Genomic DNA, 17,501 nt, shown 5'->3' on the forward strand with positions numbered 1-17,501 from the left:
GTCATCGCACCGCTCCTGCGGACCAGGGTGTGCGGTGCCGGAATCATCCCAATGTGCAACGGCAATCGTTGTCTGTGAAGGAGAAAGTGATCTCATGTGCCGCCAACGAGTGAGGAGTCGCTGATGTCGAGTGCCGTGGTGCCTATTGTGCGGGTCGCCGTCCTCGCGGACAGTAGGCTGACCGAGATAGCGTTGCCCGCGGAGTTGCCGCTCCGCGAAATCCTGCCAGCGGTAAAGCGCTTGGCGATTCCTGCGGTATCCGAGGACGAGACCGGTGACGGCAGTAGTGGCACCGAGCCGGCAACACCGGCTCTGCTCAGCCTCGCTCCGGTCGGCGGCGCCCCGTTCAGCCTGGATGCGAGTCTGGGGACGGTCGGAGTCGTGGACGGTGATTTGTTGACCTTGCAGCCGGTCCCCGCCGGACCGGCCGCGCCCGGCATCGTGGAGGACATCGCAGACGCGGCGGTGATCTTCTCGACATCACGGCTGAGGCCGTGGGGGCCCGCCCATATCCAACGTGCCGCGCTGGCGGCAATCGTCGGGTTGGTCTGGGTGGCAACCGGACTGGGCGTTACCCACCGGGCCGTCACGGGTACGGCGGCCGGGCTGTTCGCCGTCGGCGTCATCGCCGTTCTCACGGCGTTGGCGGGCCTGGTGATACGAGCGCCTCGAGGCGGCGCGGTGTTGTCGGCGACCGCACTGGTGCCCATCGCGGCGGCGCTGGCGTTGGTGGTCCCGGGCAGGTTCGGACCGGCGCAGGTGACGCTGGCCGCCGCGGGAGTGACCGCATGGTCGCTCATCAGTCTGCTTCTTCGGCGCCGCGAAGCCAGCAGCTTCGTCGGATTCTTCACCGCGACGACGGTGCTGGGCGCAGGTGTGCTGTTGGCTGCCGGTGCGGAATCGTTGTGGCGGCTACCGCTGCTGACCCTCGGCGCGGGACTGATCCTGGTGGCGTTACTGATCACCGTCGAGGCACCGCAATTGTCCGCGCTGTGGGCGCGTTTCCCGTTGCCGGCCATCCCGGCGCCCGGGGATCCCACGCCGTCCGCGCCGTCATTGCGGGTGCTTGAAGACCTGCCGCGGCGGGTGCGGATCAGCGACGCCCATCAAACGGGATTCATCGCCGGGGCCGTACTGCTCAGTGTGATCGGCTCCGTCGCGATCGCTTTGCGGCCCGAAACGCTGTCCGCCTGGGGCTGGTACGTGGTGGCCGCCACCGCGGCCGCGGCCGCGCTGCGTGCCCGGATTTGGGACTCCGCCGCCGCCAAGGCGTGGTTGCTTGCCCAGCCTTACTTGATCACCGTGGTGCTTGCGGTCGTCTACACCTCGACCGGGCGGTACCTGGCCGGGCTGATCGCCGCGGTGGTGGCGGCGGTATTGGTAGCGGCATGGGTAGTGGCGGCTCTGAACCCGACAATCGCGTCCCCTGAGAGCTACTCGCTGCCGGTGCGGAGGCTGCTGGGATTCGTCGCGTCGGGAATCGATGCGTCGCTGATCCCGGTGATCGCTTACCTGGTCGGCCTCTTCAGTTTGGTGCTTAATCGATGAGCTGGGTCCTCGCCCGGCGATGTGGTTGCCTCGCAGTGGCTTTCGTTACTGCGGTGTGGGCCTCTCCATCCGCCCTCGCGATCAATCGCCCCGAGGTCGACCCGGGCGCGGCGCCACCGAACGGTGCCCCGGGTCCGGTGCAGCCGACGGAGAAAATCGGCGAGTGCATCACTACCGGAATCCTCGCCGGAACCGATTTCGGTGCGGTGACGCCCGGCCAGCAGTCGCTGGATCTTCCCGCGGCGTGGAGGTTTTCGCGTGGCGACGGCCAACTGGTCGCGGTGCTGGACACCGGGGTCCGGCCGGGGCCACGGCTGCCTGGCGTGCAACCCGGCGGCGACTACGTCGAATCGACCGATGGCCTCACCGACTGCGACGGGCGCGGAACGGCGGTCGCCGGTCTCATCGCCGGCCAGCCCGGCCCTGACGGCTTCGCCGGGATAGCGCCCGCGGCGCGTCTGGTGTCGTTGCGAGTCACCTCCGCCAGGTTCTCGGCTCGAACCGGGGGCGGCGATCCGACCGTGACGCGGGCGTCCGGCGACATCGCCGCGCTGGGCCGAGCGATTGTGCACGCTGCCGACCTCGGCGCCCGGGTGATCACCGTCTCGGCGGCCACCTGCTTGCCCGCCGACCGGAACATCGACCAATCTGCGCTGGGTGCCGCGATCCGGTACGCGGCGGTGACCAAGGACGCCGTCATCGTCGCTGCCGCAGGGAACAACGGTTCCGTCGGCACCTCCAGCGGAACGGCCTGCGACTCAAATCCGCTCACCGACCTGGGTCGTCCCGGCGATCCGCGCAACTGGGCAGGCGTGACATCGGTGTCGGTGCCTTCTTGGTGGCAGCCTTATGTGTTGTCGGTGGCGTCGCTGGCGCCGGACGAGCAGCCGTCGAAATTCACGGCGGCCGGTCCCTGGGTGGGTATCGCCGCGCCCGGTGAGAACATCGTCTCGGTGAGCAACCGAGACGATGGCGGATTGGCCAACGGCCTGCCGAACCAAAACCACCAACTGGTACCCCTGCTCGGCACCGGTTACGCGGCCGGGTACGCGGCGGGCGTCGCGGCGCTGGTCCGCGCCAAGTATCCGGAATTGACTGCCGCCCAGGTGATCCAGCGCATTGCCGCCACCGCACACAATGCGGCGCGCGCGCCGTCCAACGTCGTGGGCGCCGGAGCCATCGACCCGTTGGCTGCCCTGACCTGGGAGTTGCCCGCCTCCACCAACCACGAGACCTGGCCGGTGAAGCAGGTCGCAACCCCACCGCCACCGACGCCGGACAACCCGTTACCGCGGACCGTAGCGTTCGCCGGAACCGCGGCCCTGACCGTGGCAGTTGTGGTTGCCGCCGCGATTGCCGCACGCCGACGGAAGGAACCCAACCTATGAGCGCTCGCGCATCGCTGTCGCCGCCCACCGGGCGGATCACCTTGGTGTCGTTGGCTGCCGCTGCCGCGGCTGTCGCCTTCCCGTGGCATTCCGGGCGCGAGCGCTGGGTGCTCGGTGTCGGCATCGCCGTAGTGGTCTTGTTGCTGGCCCGGTGGCACGGACTGCCCGTCACGACAATCCTGCGCCGCCGGCTGGCGCTGTTGCGCCCTGAGCGCCCCGTGCGGCAGACCAACGGATCCGGCATCGATGCCCGAACCACCGCACTGTTGCGCGTCGCCTCGTCGGGATCGGCTCCCGACGTCCTGCCGCTGACGCTGATCGCGGGCTATGCGGAACGGTACGGCCTGCGTGCGGATGCCGTTCGGGTCACCAGCCTCGACAGCGTGTCCGAAAGCGGGTTGCGTCAACGGGAGACCTGGATCGGTCTGACGTTGTCGGCCGCGGACAATCTGGCCGCCCTGCAAGCCCGTTCGCCGCGAATTCCGCTGAAAGACACCGCCGAGGCCGCGGCGCGCCGGCTCGCCGATCACCTCCGCGAGAGCGGCTGGACCGCCGTCCTTGCCGAGTCCGGCGAAGTTCCGGCGCTCTATCCGGAATCCGCTCGCGAAGCCTGGAGCGCGGTCCTGCTCGGCAACTCGGATTACATCGCGGGATACGGGGTCAAGGTCGACGCGGCGCTGCCGGAGACCCTCGCGGCCATCTGGGCGTATCCGGCGGCGGAAGTCTGGACCGCCCTGGAGGTCGCCGGTGCCGGTGATCGTCAGACGCTGGCCGTCGCAGCTGCGTTCCGCACCGATACGCCCCCCGCGGCGGGCGGACCACTACCCGGGCTGACCTCGCAATCCGGTGACCAGCGTGCGGCGCTGATGGCGCTGGACCCGCTGTCGAACCACCGGCTAGGTGGTCACGTCGCCCGTCCCGAATCCCTGCTGCTGGAAGGCCTGGACTGGCCGACCACCAGCCGACTGCACCTCACGCCGGCGCAGCCCACGGTGGCCTGACGGCGGTGCGCGGTTTCGGGTGGCACTGAACAGATCTGGGAATCGACCACGAGAGTGAGCCAGCGATAGTGACCGAGTTCAACGGCAAGATCGAGTTAGACATTCGCGATTCGGTGCCCGATTGGGGGCCGTATGCGGCTCCGACCGCACCCGAGAACTCGCCGAACATCCTTTATCTGGTGTGGGACGACACGGGCATCGCAACGTGGGATTGCTTCGGCGGTCTGGTGGAGATGCCCGCGATGACGCGCATCGCCGACCGGGGGGTGCGATTGTCGCAGTTTCATACCACCGCCTTGTGCTCCCCGACCCGGGCCTCACTACTGACTGGTCGCAATGCGACGACGGTGGGCATGGCGACGATCGAGGAGTTCACCGAGGGCTTTCCGAACTTGAACGGACGGATTCCGTTCGAGACGGCATTGCTTTCAGAAGTACTCGCCGAACAGGGCTACAACACCTATGCGATCGGCAAGTGGCACCTCACGCCTCTTGAAGAGTCCAATCTGGCGGGCACCAAGCGGCACTGGCCGACGTCGCGCGGCTTCGAACGCTTCTACGGCTTTCTGGGCGGCGAAACCGATCAGTGGTATCCGGATCTGGTGTACGACAACCACCCGATCAACCCGCCCGGCACGCCCGAGGACGGCTACCACCTGTCGAAGGACCTTGCGGACAAGGCAATCGAATTCATCCGCGACGCCAAGGTGATCGCGCCGGATAAGCCCTGGTTCAGTTACGTGTGCCCCGGCGCCGGACACGCCCCGCATCACGTCTTCAAAGAATGGGCCGACAAGTACGCGGGCAAGTTCGATATGGGCTACGAGAAATACCGCGAGATCGTGCTGGAACGGCAGAAGTCGCTGGGCATCGTGCCGGTCGACACCGAATTGTCGCCGGTGAACCCGTATCTGGATGTCAAGGGGCCCAACGGCGAACCGTGGCCGCTGCAGGACACGGTGCGGCCGTGGGACTCGCTCAACGACGAAGAGAAGCGGCTGTTCAGCCGTTTTGCCGAGGTGTTCGCCGGTTTCCTCAGCTACACCGACGCCCAGATCGGCCGGATCCTGGACTATCTCGAGGAGTCCGGTCAGCTGGACAACACGATCATCGTGGTGATCTCCGACAACGGCGCCAGCGGTGAGGGTGGCCCGAACGGGTCGGTCAACGAGGGCAAGTTCTTCAACGGCTACATCGACACCGTCGAAGAGAGCATGAAGCTGTTCGACCACCTCGGCGGGCCGCAGACCTACAATCATTACCCGATCGGGTGGGCGATGGCGTTCAACACGCCCTACAAGCTCTACAAGCGCTACGCCTCGCACGAGGGTGGTATCGCTGACACGGCAATCATTTCCTGGCCCAATGGTATTGCGGCGCACGGGGAGATCCGCGACAACTACGTCAACGTCGCTGACATCACTCCGACCGTGTATGACCTGCTGGATCTGACGCCCCCAGCGACCGTGAAAGGCATCGCGCAGAAGCCGCTGGATGGGGTGAGTTTCAAAGCGGCCCTTGCTGATCCAGCAGCAGACACTGGAAAGCTGACCCAGTTCTACACCATGTTGGGCACCCGGGGGATCTGGCATCAGGGCTGGTTCGCCAACACCGTGCATGCGGCAACGCCGGCCGGATGGTCCCATTTCGAATCCGATCGTTGGGAACTGTTCCACATCGAGGCCGACCGCAGTCAATGCCATGACCTGGCCGTTGAGTATCCGGACAAGCTCGCCGAGCTGCAGGCGTTGTGGTTCTCAGAGGCGGCCAAGTACAACGGCCTGCCGCTGTCGGATCTGAGCATTTTCGAAACGATCGGGCGCTCACGGCCATACCTGACGGGAGAGCGGTCGAGCTACCTCTACTATCCGGGTGGCGCCGATGTCGGGGTAGGTGCGGCGGCCGAAATTCGCGGCCGGTCGTTTTCCTTGCTGGCCGAGGTCACCGTCGACACCACCGGCGCCGAGGGGGTGTTGTTCAAGCAGGGCGGCGCGCACGGCGGCCATGTGCTGTTCATCCAGGACGGGCGTTTGCACTACGTGTACAACTTCCTCGGCGAGCGCCTGCAGGAGGTCGCCTCCTCCGGCGCGATCCCGTTGGGCAGGAGTCTCTTCGGCGCCACCTATACGCGGACGGGGACCCTCCCTAACAGCCATACCCCGCTCGGTGAGCTCACGCTGTTCGTCGACGACGAGGTTGTCGGCACCCTCGCCGACGTGATCACCCACCCTGGGACATTTGGTCTGGCGGGCGCCGGCATCACTGTGGGCCGCAACGGCGGTTCGGCGGTATCCACCCGCTACAAGGCACCGTTCACGTTCACCGGTGGCACCATTGCCCAGGTCACCGTCGACCTGTCAGGCCGACCCTACCTCGACGTGAAAACCGAGACTGCTCTTGCCTTCTCGCGCGACTGAAAAGTGGGTCTTTCGCGCCTAAGCCATAGCGTGTGAGAAATCCATTGGCGGCTCGGTTGTCGTCCAAGGAAAAGTCCACGACGTTTCCATGACACCTCGATTCTGAAGTTGTCGGCAGGCCGTTGTTGACGAAGACGTGACCCAGCACCTCGGCACATCCAGCTGACCTCGCGCGGCGGGCCAGGTCAATGCGTCGCGTTCGCCGGCGGCGAGCAGCGCGTACAACTCGGCGAACAACGCCTGCGGCCGGACCCGAGGCGGGCCTTCCTCGCGGTGTAGCAACGCCAGCAGCTCCGTCAGGGGGTGCTTGCTTTCCCCGACCAACGCCGGGTCCGTCGGATAGCGCATTCGGCCGGCCGGGTCCACCTGGACGACCGTGACCTTGCAAGGTGTCGGCACCCATCATCGTGTCCCGGCTCGGCCGGGTGCCCAGCGGTCTGATCGACTCCGTGCAGAACGGCGCGTCGTCGGGCACACGGCAGCCATTTTCTGGACGGCGACCGGGATGATCACAGCGCCCGATCGGGCCCGCCCCCTAGTCGCATTACGCCGTCGCGACATCGGAGAACAGCTGCAGCAGCTTGACCTCCTGCTGGAAGTGCCCGCTCAGCGCCCGGACGAACATCTGCCCGACGATCGCCATCACGGGCTGGTGGTCGAGCTTGGCGTCGGACAGCCCGTTTAGACGACCGCGGCACACGCCAGAGGGGTCAGCGGGTGCCGGTTAACCGGTTAAGCGGCGGAGCGGGCAGCCGGGCCGCAGGCTGATGCCCCGCGACCGGGGCGATCGCATTGCCGCCCAGTGGATGTCGGAGGCGGGCCCGCCGGCAGGCGGGGGACGCGCGGATCGCGGCGGCGTGTAGGCGCTATTTGCACCGAAGACCGGGCCGAACGCGGTTCGAACCGGCCGTACGAGGAGCTGGAGCAAAAAATTTTTCGGCTGCTGCGGCAGCAAAACACCTACAGCAAAGCGTACTTCGATGCATTACGTTTTCGGTTTTTCCTTCGCCGGGGAGGTAAAACTCCAGCGGTCCATTGCGCCGGTATGAGGTTTCGCGCGCCGTGACATATTGCTCGTAACCAGTAACCTGTTGTGCTGCAATCATTGTGAGCGAAATTGGGGTTGCTGGGCGACGGCGGTCGGCTCGGCGGCGCGCCGTAGGGGCCGAAATCCCTACTGCGGGAAGGACATGCGTGCCGCTAGCCGAACGGTCGGCACCGAAAAAAATGTTTGTTGAAATCTATCCAATAAGGCCTTCGAAGACATACGCTAATCGCGTCTCGGGCAACAGAATCGGGGATCTGGCAACAGATTGCCCTTAGACGAAGGGGGTAGTTTCGTGTCTCGTGTCAGCAGCAAAGTCGTCATCGCCGTGGTTCTCGGCTTTACCGCATTGACCGCTTCGGGGTGTACGTTCCCGATCACGCTTACGTGCACCGGAACAACCTGCACCACTGGGTAGCAATGCATTTCGTACAAGCGCACGCCGGCTGGCTAGCGGCATCCGCCGTCGGGGAAAACAGGCCCGGGATTCCGGGCGGCGATTCCGCGACCATGCCGGCGTGCGCTTGTAACCCACGAAACGGCAGTGCATTTGGGATCGCCACGAAGTCGATCGGCGAATTGCATTCCTTCTCACGGCTTAAACGCTGGGCGCTGCGGCGCGAGTGGACCCGGCCCGCGCTCTGATCGGGTGAGGCCGGATCGGCGGCCTTGCCGTCCTTGGTACTGAGGGGTTACCCAGGACGGCAGGTCCTCGCCGGACGCCAGGCCCGTGCCGGGCAGCGACCGCCTTGTGATCTCGGTATTGAGGGGTTACCGGGAGCTGCAGGGCGGCCGCCGCCGTTTCGGGCCTGGCAATTGGCGTGACCGCTGTGGGTCTCCTACCGGTCCATCGGAGCAAACTGCCTGACCAGAACCGTTGGACGCGCCCGTGTGCCATGATGTCCAAGCTGTCAACAATGGGGAGCGGCCGTGGACGTCAACTTTTCGCTGATCACGCGACCGGTCGAGCGACTGGTGGCAACGGCGCAAAACGGGCTGGAAGTAATACGCCTGGGCGGTTTGGAAACCGGAAGCGTTCCCTCGCCGTCCCAGATTGTCGAGAGCGTACCGATGTACAAGCTCCGACGGTACTTTCCGCCCGCCAGCCGTCCCGGCCAGAAGCCGGTGGGCCCACCGGTGCTGATGGTGCACCCGATGATGATGTCGGCGGACATGTGGGACGTCACCCGCGACGAGGGCGCGGTCGGCATCCTGCACTCCCACGGGTTGGATCCCTGGGTCATTGACTTCGGATCGCCCGACAAGATGGAGGGCGGCATGCGCCGCAACCTCGCCGACCACATCGTCGCGCTCAGCCAGGCCATTGACACCGTGCGGGACACCACCGGCAGCGACGTGCACCTGGTCGGCTACTCGCAGGGCGGAATGTTCTGCTACCAGGCCGCCGCGTATCGGCGCTCGAAGAACCTCGCCAGCATCGTGACTTTCGGTTCGCCCGTCGACACGCTGGCCGCCTTGCCCATGGGCATACCCGCGAACTTCGCGGCGCCGGCCGCCAACTTCATGGCCGACCACGTTTTCAGCCGGCTGGCGATCCCGGGCTGGTTGGCGCGTGCCGGTTTTCAGATGTTGGATCCGCTCAAGACGGCCAAGGCCCGGGTCGACTTCGTACGTCAGCTCCATGACCGCCAGGCGCTGCTGCCCCGCGAGCAGCAGCGCAGATTCCTCGAGTCCGAGGGCTGGATCGCGTGGTCGGGCCCTGCCATATCGGAGTTGCTCAAGCAGTTCATCGCGCACAATCGGATGATGACCGGTGGCTTCGCCGTCAACGGCCAGATGGTGACGCTGACCGATATCACCTGCCCGGTCCTTGCCTTCGTCGGCGAAGTCGACGACATCGGCCAGCCGGCGTCGGTGCGCGGCATCCGGCGCGCCGCACCGGACGCCGAGGTCTACGAATCTCGAATCAGGACAGGGCATTTCGGCCTTGTTGTGGGATCCAAAGCGGCGGAACACGGTTGGCCCACCGTCGCCGCGTGGGTGCAGTGGCTCACCACCGGCGGGGACAAGCCGGCCGGCATCGACCTGATGGCCGACCAGCCGGTCGAGCACACCGACAGCGGTGTCGCCCTGAGTTCGCGGCTCGTGCACGGCATCGGCGAGGTCTCCGAGACGGCGCTGGGATTGGCGCGCGGTGCGGCCGACGCCGTCGTGGCGGCCAACAAGTCAATGCGGACCATGGCCGTGGAGACCGTGCGCACCCTGCCGCGGCTGGCCCGGCTGGGCCAGATCAACGACCACACCCGAATCTCGCTGGGCCGCATCATCAGCGAGCAGGCGAGCAACGCCCCGCGGGGCGAATTCCTACTTTTTGACGGCCGGGTGCACACCTACGAGGCGGTCGACCGGCGCATCAACAACGTCGTGCGCGGCCTGATCGAGGTCGGGGTGCGCCAGGGTGACCGGGTCGGCGTACTGATGGAGACGCGGCCCAGCGCCCTGGTCGCGATCGCTGCGTTGTCGAGGCTGGGTGCGGTCGCCGTGGTAATGCGACCGGACGCCGACCTGGCCGCGTCGGTCCGGCTCGGGGGAGTGACCGAGGTCCTCACCGATCCCACCCACCTCGACGCCGCGCGTGAATGGGGCGGTCAGGTGCTGGTGTTGGGCGGCGGCGAAACCCGCGACCTGCACCTGCCCAAGGGTGGCCTGGACCACCAGGTCATCGACATGGAGCAGATCGATCCCGACGCCGTCCAGCTGCCGGCGTGGTACCGGCCCAACCCGGGTCTGGCCCGGGATCTGGCGTTCATCGCGTTCAGCGCGGTGGGTGGCGAACTGGTCGCCAAGCAGATCACCAATTACCGGTGGGCGGTGTCGGCACTCGGAACCGCGTCCGCGGCCGGCCTGGACCGCCGTGACACCGTGTACTGCCTCACGCCGCTGCACCACGAGTCCGCCCTGCTGGTCAGCCTGGGTGGCGCGGTCGTCGGCGGCACCCGCATCGCCCTGTCCCGCGGCCTGCGGCCGGACCGTTTCGTCCAGGAGGTACGGCAGTACGGCGTCACGGTGGTGTCCTATACCTGGGCAATGCTGCGCGAGGTCGTCGACGATCCGGCGTTCGTGCTGCACGGGAATCATCCGGTGCGGTTGTTCATCGGATCGGGCATGCCAACGGGCCTGTGGGGCCGGGTCGTCGACGCGTTTGCGCCCGCTCACGTCGTCGAGTTCTTCGCCACGACGGACGGGCAGGCGGTGCTGGCCAACGTGTCGGGCGCCAAGATCGCCAGCAAGGGCCGCCCGCTGCCCGGCGCCGGCCGCGTCGAGCTGGGCGCCTACGATACGGAAAACGACCTGATCCTGGAGGACGAACGGGGCTTCGTACAGGTCGCCGGTGTCAACGAGGTCGGGATGCTGCTCGCCGCCTCGAACGGACCGATCGATCCGACCGCGCAGGTCAAGCGCGGGGTGTTCCGGGCCGGCGACACGTGGATCTCCTCGGACTATCTATTCCGTCGGGACGAGGACGGCGACTACTGGTTGATGGGCCGGCGCGGGTCGGTGATCCGCACCGCGCGCGGGCTCGTCTACGCCGAGCCGGTCACCGACGCGCTGGGGCTGATCAACGGCGTCGACCTCGCGGTGACCTACAACGTGCCGTTCGGCAATCTGGAAGTGGCGGTCTCGGCCGTGACTTTGCTGCCCGGCGCGAGTATCACCGCGGCGGATCTGACCGAGGCCGTCGCCACGATGCCCGTCGGGCTGGGGCCCGACATCGTGCAGGTCTGTCCGGAGATGGCGCTCAGTGCCACGTATCGGCCGACCGTCAGCGCGCTGCGGGCGGCCGGGCTCCCGAAGGCCAAGCGGCAAGCCTGGTATTTCGACACCGCCGGCGAGCAGTTCCGGCGGTTGACCCCGGCGGTCCGGGCGGAGCTGAGCGAGCAGTATCGGGGCAACGATGCTTGACGAGGCCCTGCTGAAGATCCTGGTCTGCCCGGCTGACCGGGGTCCGCTGCTACTGGTCTCTCAGGAAGGCGGGGGCGAGCTGCTGTACAACCCGCGGCTGCGGCGCGCCTACCGCATCGAGGACGGCATCCCGGTGCTACTGGTCGACGAGGCCCGCGACGTTGGCGACGACGAGCACGCCTGGCTCACGGAGCGAGGCCGTCCGGCAGCTCCCCGGTGAGGTAACGCTGCAGGTTCGGCGCGATGGTCTGGGCGACCTGCTCGGCCGGAAGCGACGCGAAGGGCTCCAGTTTCAGGATGTGGCGGGCCAGCAGCACGCCCACCAGTTGCGATGCGACGAACTGGACGCGGACGATGCCGCTTCCGGGTGGATTGTCTACGCGGGAACCAACCTGCACACCGATCACGTCTTTGATGAATGTGCTGAAGAGGTTGACTTCGGTGCCGGCCAGGACCGACCGCAGCGTGGCGATGAACGCCGTGCCGATCTCGGAGTCCCACAGCGGCAACAACATCGACGGTATCCGGTGCCCGAGTTCCTCGATGGGCGCCTCACGCAACGGGCCGATGATGTCCATCGGGTCGATCGGAATGTGCACGGCCGCGGCGAACAGCTTTTCCTTGGTGCCGAAGTAGTGATGCACCAACGCCGAATCTACACCGGCCGCCGTGGCCACTGCGCGTATCGATGTGTTACCAATGCCATTGCGCGCGAACAGCTCTCGCGCGCTCGCCAAAATTCGGTCACGGGTGTCGGAGCTGCCGGCCGGTCGTCCGGGCCGGCGCTTTCGCCCCGCGTTGGTTGTCGTCATGCTAGGACCCCCTGTGGCGATCCGCTTCGCCGCGCTTGTGATCGCCACGCTAGAACTCCCCGTGGCGATCCGCTGCGCCCGGCTGCGCCGCGCTTGTGATCGCCACGCTAGAACTCCCCGTGTCGATCCGCTGCGCCCGGCTGCGCCGCGCTTGCGATCGCCACTAGGCGGTCCGGCGCCGCAGTGTCGCCGCAGCCAGGCACAGCGCTGCGAAGGCAGAACCGGCCACGACGACGATGTCGCGCGCCGCGACCCCGGTCAGTTCGGCGTGCGAGTTGACCTGTTGCAGGGCCTCCAGCGCGTAGCTGGCCGGCATGACATTGCTGATCCATTGCAACCAGTCTGGCATCAGCGGGCGAGGCACGATGATGCCGGCCAGCAGCAGTTGCGGCACCATCACCAGTGGGATGAATTGCACGGCCTGAAACTCGGTGCGGGCGAACGCACTACACAGCAGACCCAAACCGACGCCCAGCACCGCGTTGGCGATCGCGATCACGAAGACCCACACCCAATTGCCTTTGGTGTCGAAGCCGAGGAACCAGAACGACACGGTGCATGCCACCGTCGCCTGTGCCGCCGCGGCGACCGAGAAGGCGGTGCCGTAGGCGATCAACAGGTCCAGCCGGCGCAGGGGAGTGGTCAGAATGCGCTCCAGCGTCCCCGAGGCGCGTTCCCGTTGCATGGTGATCGCCGTGATGATGAACATCACGAACAGCGGGAACAGGCCCAGCAGTATCAGGCAGGCGTTGTTGAACGGCGACGGCGTGCCCGGCAGGTGCCGGGCATTGTGAAACATGCAGTACATCAACAGGATCACCAGAACGGGCACCGCGAGGATCATCGCGACGCTGCGGTGATCCGCGGCGAGCTGGCGCAGGATCCGCGCCGTCGTGGCGGAATAGCCCCGCAGCCCTAGCCGGCTTTGCGCATGCTTCGCTTGATGATGGACAGAAACGCGTCCTCCAGTGACGTGCATCCGGTGTCCTCTCGTAGCTGGGTCGGCGTGGTGTGGGCGACCAGGCTTCCGTCGCGCATCAGCAGCAGGTCACCGCAGTGGTCGGCTTCGTCCATCACATGGCTGGAGACCAGCAGGGTGGTCCCGGCGCGCGCGAGATCGGCGAACTGTTCCCACAGGTCGGCCCGCAGCACGGGGTCCAGGCCGACCGTGGGCTCGTCGAGAATCAGCAGGTCCGGCTGGCAGACCAACGCGCAGGCCAGCGAGACCCTGGTGCGCTGCCCACCGGAGAGATTGGCGCAGAACGCCGTTCGATGGTCGGCGAGCCCGACGCGGTCGACGGCGGCGTCGGCGGCCCGGCTGTCGAATCCGTACAGGGCCGCGAAATAGCGGACATTGTCGATGACTCGCAGGTCGTTGTAGATGGTCGGGTCTTGCGGCAGGTAGCCGACGCGGCGGCGCAGTTCGGCGCAGCCGGCGGGTTCGCCGAGCACCCTGACCTCGCCCGACGTCACGATCTGCGTGCCGACGATGCAGCGGATCAGGGTGGTCTTGCCGCAGCCGGACGGCCCGAGCAAACCGGTGATGCTGCCGCGCCCTATCTGCACCGAAAAGTCATGCAGTGCTGGGTGTTTGCCGCGGATGACACGCAATCGCTCGATGCTGATCGCCGGCTCGGCGCGGTCGGATCCTAATTCATCATGAGATGAAATCATCATATGATGAATATCCGTCCGCAGCGCGGAGCTGTCAAGAGGGCGCTGCAACCACTTGCGGCTCTGCCGGGGCGATATCGCACCCCAAACCGACCCGATGCTCAGGTCATCGTTCGGACGCGACCTCGGTGATCACGGGCGCGCGGCCCGCACCTTCAGCCCGTCGAACCGGGGCGGTGCAACGGCAGATGGCCGTGCACGCCTTCGGCGTAGGCGCTTTCGGCGTGCTGCGTGAAGTCGACGCCGGTGGTCTCGTCCTCGGCGCTGAGGCGGAAACCCATCACCCGCTCGATCGCCTTGGCCAGGACGAAGGTCACCGCGAACGCATACACCGCGACGACGACGATCGCGAGCGCCTGCTTGCCGAGCTGGGCGAAGCCGCCGCCGTAGAACAATCCCTGCGGGCCCGCCGTCATGACCGCCGTCGCGAACAGCCCGATCAGCGACACCCCGACCACGCCGCCGACGAAGTGCACACCGACCACGTCAAGTGAATCATCATAGTTGAAGCGCAATTTCGCGGTCACCGCGAACGCGCACACGACGCCCGCCGCGAGGCCGACCGCCGTCGCGCCGAGTGTGTTCACGGTTCCGCAGGACGGGGTGATGGCGACTAGGCCGGCGACCACACCGGAGGCCGCCCCGAACGTCGTCGGCCTGCCGTCGCGAATCTGCTCGACCGTCAGCCAGCCCAGCATGCCCAGGCTGCCGGCCACGAGCGTGTTGAGGAAAATGGCCGCGGCGGTTCCGTTGGCCGCCAACGCGGAACCGGCGTTGAAGCCGAACCAGCCGAACCACAGCAGCCCGACACCGACGAACAGCAGCGGTAGGTTGTGCGGGCGCATCGCGTCTTTCTTGAAGCCGATGCGGGGCCCGAGCGCCAGCGCCAGCGCCAAAGCCGAGGACCCGGAGACGATCTCGACGACCAGGCCTCCCGCGTAGTCGAGCACACCCATCTTGTTCAGCCAGCCGCCGGGACCCCATACCCAATGCGCGACAACCGAATACACGAAGATCGCCCATATCGGGACGAACACCATCCAGGCGGCGAACTTAGCGCGGTCGGCGATTGCGCCACTCACCAGCGCCGCGGTGATGATCGCGAAAGTCAATTGGAATGTGGCGTAGAGGAGTTCGGGAACGGTGCCGTGTGCGGTGTCGGGCGTGATGCCCAGCATCCCGATATGCCCGAGGCCACCGATGAATCCGCCCGCGCCGCCCTGGGAGAACGCCAGCGTGTACCCGACCAGCAACCACGCGACAGTGACCAGCGGGATGGAGACGAAGCTCATCATGATCATGTTGAGCACCCCGGTGGTGCGCACCATGCCGCCGTAGAAGATCGCCAGTCCGGGCGTCATCAGCAGGACCAGGGCGGTGCTGGCCAGCAGCCACGCGGTGGCGGCGGGGTCGATTGCATGCATCGTGTTGGGCTCCTTCGCCAAAGGCAACCGGGATATTGCCATGTTCGTGCTGCCGGTACGTTCGGTGGGTGCGATCCGGTCGAAGCGCTGCCGTCGGCGGGTTGACAGTCGACCCGGTCGCGGCCGCCCATCGTCTGCTCGGCGCCACGCTCACCGGACGGGACGTGCGTGCCGTCGTCGTCGAGGTGGAGGCCTACGGCGGGGTTCCCGACGGTCCCTGGCCGGACGCGGCGGCCCACTCATATCGCGGCCCCAGCGCCCGCAACACGGTGATGTTCGGGCCCCCCGGCCGCCTGTACACCTACCGCAGCCACGGCATCCACGTCTGCGCCAACGTGTCGTGCGGTCCCGACGGCACGGCCGCCGCCGTGTTGCTACGAGCCGCCGCGATCGAGGAGGGCCTCGACGTCGCCCAGGCCCGGCGCGGGGCTGCGGTGCGGGGCGTGGCGCTGGCCCGCGGTCCCGGAAATCTGTGCTCCGCACTGGGAATCACCATGTTTGACAACGGAATTGACTTGTTCGACTCGAGCAGCCCGGTGCGGCTGACGCTCCACGACGCCGACGCCGACGCCGACGCCGACGGCGCGGTCGCGGGCCCCCGGGTGGGCGTCAGCAGGGCCGCCGACCGACCGTGGCGGTTATGGCTGACGGGCCGCCCGGAGGTCTCCGCGTATCGGCGAAGTCCTCGGGCGCCTGCGCCCGGCGCCAGCGACTAGCCGAACGGCGAATTGGCGGGCTCGGCTGCCCCCGAGCCGCACGACAAGTCGACGCTGGCCGGTTCGGACAGCGACTAGAGTCTTGCGGGATGTCTTCTGGGATCCTCGACGAGCTGAACTGGCGAGGGCTGATCGCGCAGTCCACCGACCTCGACGCGCTGGCCGCCGAGACGCAGCGCGGGCCGCTGACGGTGTACGCCGGCTTCGACCCGACCGCGTCGAGCCTGCACGCCGGACACCTGGTGCCGCTGCTGGCGCTGCGGCGCTTCCAACGCGCCGGCCATCGCCCGATCGTGCTCGCCGGTGGTGCCACCGGCATGATCGGCGATCCCCGCGACGTCGGCGAGCGGACCCTGAACGAGGCGGACACCGTCGCCGATTGGACCGAGCGGATCCGCGGCCAGCTGGAGCGGTTCGTCGACTTCGACGACTCGCCGACCGGCGCGATCGTCGAGAACAACCTCGAGTGGACCGGCGCCATGTCGGCGATCGAATTCCTGCGCGACGTCGGCAAGCATTTTTCGGTCAACGTGATGCTCGACCGCGACACCGTGCGGCGGCGCCTGGACGGCGACGGGATCTCCTACACCGAATTCAGCTATATGCTGCTGCAGGCCAACGACTTCGTCGAACTGCACCAGCGCCACGGCTGCACGCTGCAGATCGGCGGGTCGGACCAGTGGGGCAACATCATCGCCGGTGTCCGTCTGGTCCGCCAGAAGCACGGCGCGTCGGTGCATGCGCTGACCGTGCCGCTGGTGACCGCGGCCGACGGCACCAAGTTCGGCAAGTCCACCGGCGGCGGCAGTCTGTGGCTGGACCCCCAGCTGACCAGCCCCTACGCCTGGTATCAGTACTTCGTCAACACCGCCGACGCCGACGTGATCCGCTACCTGCGGTGGTTCACCTTCCTGCCGGCCGAGGAGCTGGCCGAGCTGGAGCGGGCCACCGCGGAGCGCCCGCAACGGCGCGCGGCGCAGCGCCGGCTGGCGACCGAGCTCACCGTCCTGGTGCACGGCGAGGCGGCGACCGAGGCCGTCGAACACGCCAGCCGGGCGCTGTTCGGACAGGGCGAACTGGACCGCCTGGACGAGGCGACCCTGGCCGCCGCGCTGCGCGAGGCGTCGGTCGCCGCGTTCAAACCCGGCGACACCATCGTCGACGTGCTCGTGGCCAGCGGCCTGGCGGCCAGCAAGGGGGCCGCGCGCCGGACGATCGGCGAAGGCGGTGTTTCGGTCAACAATGTTCGGGTCGACAGCGACGAATGGGCCCCGCAGGCCTCGGATTTCCTCTACGGTCGCTGGCTGGTACTGCGCCGCGGCAAGCGCAACATCGCCGGCATTGAGAAGGCGGACGGGTAGGGGGTCCCAGCGGGGATCCCGTCTCGGACGGAGAAGCCGAACTCGAGGAGGGGGGACTCGAGGGAGAAGTGACGAGATCCCCGCTGCAACAACAAGTTTCCGGTAGTTGGGGTGCCGCGCTATCCCACGAACGGCGGAATCGCCGGAGGAAATCCGTTGTCCCCCAATCGGCGGACGCTCCGGTGCGGGAA

At 67.2% G+C, this 17,501-nt stretch carries 13 protein-coding genes; 8 read left to right on the plus strand and 5 right to left on the minus strand.

Annotation, left to right across the window (positions count from 1 at the left end; all coding sequences use genetic code 11):
• The first annotated feature begins 123 nt into the window (after positions 1-123).
• From eccD to MSG_RS11625, 4 genes are all read left to right on the plus strand, one after another.
• A complete protein-coding gene (eccD, locus tag MSG_RS11610; protein ID WP_096439745.1) occupies positions 124-1,548 on the plus strand; it encodes a type VII secretion integral membrane protein EccD in 1,425 nt (474 codons plus the stop codon).
• A complete protein-coding gene (gene mycP / locus MSG_RS11615; protein ID WP_096439747.1) occupies positions 1,545-2,936 on the plus strand; it encodes a type VII secretion-associated serine protease mycosin in 1,392 nt (463 codons plus the stop codon). The genes eccD and mycP overlap by 4 nt, the downstream gene beginning before the upstream one ends.
• Positions 2,933-3,937 carry a type VII secretion protein EccE gene (gene eccE / locus MSG_RS11620; protein ID WP_096439749.1) on the plus strand — a complete coding sequence of 335 codons (1,005 nt, stop codon included), beginning with the start codon at positions 2,933-2,935 and terminating at the stop codon, positions 3,935-3,937. Before mycP ends, eccE begins: the two co-directional genes overlap by 4 nt.
• A 65-nt stretch (positions 3,938-4,002) precedes the next feature.
• Positions 4,003-6,354, plus strand: coding sequence for an arylsulfatase (locus MSG_RS11625; protein ID WP_096439751.1), 2,352 nt, complete (start codon positions 4,003-4,005; stop codon positions 6,352-6,354).
• Positions 6,355-6,898: 544 nt separating this feature from the next.
• Here the strand turns inward: MSG_RS11625 and MSG_RS25165 are convergent.
• Complete coding sequence (locus MSG_RS25165) at positions 6,899-7,054, minus strand: hypothetical protein (RefSeq protein WP_162899112.1); 156 nt, start codon at positions 7,052-7,054, stop codon at positions 6,899-6,901.
• A 1,275-nt stretch (positions 7,055-8,329) separates the two neighbouring features.
• Here MSG_RS25165 and MSG_RS11635 point away from each other — a divergent pair.
• The gene (locus MSG_RS11635; RefSeq protein WP_096439755.1) at positions 8,330-11,323 is read left to right on the plus strand and encodes an acyl-CoA synthetase; all 2,994 of its coding nucleotides are present in this window, start codon (positions 8,330-8,332) and stop codon (positions 11,321-11,323) included.
• Positions 11,316-11,543, plus strand: a complete 228-nt coding sequence (locus tag MSG_RS11640) for a Trm112 family protein (protein ID WP_096439757.1) — start codon at positions 11,316-11,318, stop codon at positions 11,541-11,543. The genes MSG_RS11635 and MSG_RS11640 overlap by 8 nt, the downstream gene beginning before the upstream one ends.
• Here MSG_RS11640 and MSG_RS11645 read toward each other — a convergent pair.
• The 4 genes from MSG_RS11645 to MSG_RS11660 form a co-directional block, all read right to left on the minus strand.
• Positions 11,509-12,135, minus strand: coding sequence for a TetR/AcrR family transcriptional regulator (locus MSG_RS11645; protein ID WP_096439759.1), 627 nt, complete (start codon positions 12,133-12,135; stop codon positions 11,509-11,511). The genes MSG_RS11640 and MSG_RS11645 overlap by 35 nt on opposite strands.
• 163 nt (positions 12,136-12,298) lie before the next feature.
• On the minus strand, positions 12,299-13,114 hold the full coding sequence (locus tag MSG_RS11650; RefSeq protein ID WP_096439761.1) for an ABC transporter permease: 816 nt from the start codon (positions 13,112-13,114) through the stop codon (positions 12,299-12,301).
• Positions 13,051-13,812, minus strand: a complete 762-nt coding sequence (locus MSG_RS11655; RefSeq protein ID WP_096439763.1) for an ABC transporter ATP-binding protein — start codon at positions 13,810-13,812, stop codon at positions 13,051-13,053. Before MSG_RS11655 ends, MSG_RS11650 begins: the two co-directional genes overlap by 64 nt.
• A gap of 152 nt (positions 13,813-13,964) precedes the next feature.
• Positions 13,965-15,233 carry an ammonium transporter gene (locus MSG_RS11660; protein WP_096439765.1) on the minus strand — a complete coding sequence of 423 codons (1,269 nt, stop codon included), beginning with the start codon at positions 15,231-15,233 and terminating at the stop codon, positions 13,965-13,967.
• A gap of 101 nt (positions 15,234-15,334) precedes the next feature.
• On the opposite strand from MSG_RS11660, the gene MSG_RS11665 reads away from it, so the two are divergent.
• Together MSG_RS11665 and tyrS are read left to right on the plus strand one after the other, a co-directional pair.
• On the plus strand, positions 15,335-15,949 hold the full coding sequence (locus MSG_RS11665; protein ID WP_096439767.1) for a DNA-3-methyladenine glycosylase: 615 nt from the start codon (positions 15,335-15,337) through the stop codon (positions 15,947-15,949).
• An 89-nt stretch (positions 15,950-16,038) separates the two neighbouring features.
• Entirely contained in the window at positions 16,039-17,310 is a 1,272-nt protein-coding gene (gene tyrS, locus MSG_RS11670; RefSeq protein ID WP_096439769.1) for a tyrosine--tRNA ligase, read from the plus strand.
• Positions 17,311-17,501 lie beyond the last annotated feature (191 nt).

This window comes from Mycobacterium shigaense (assembly GCF_002356315.1).
GTDB lineage: Bacteria > Actinomycetota > Actinomycetes > Mycobacteriales > Mycobacteriaceae > Mycobacterium > Mycobacterium shigaense.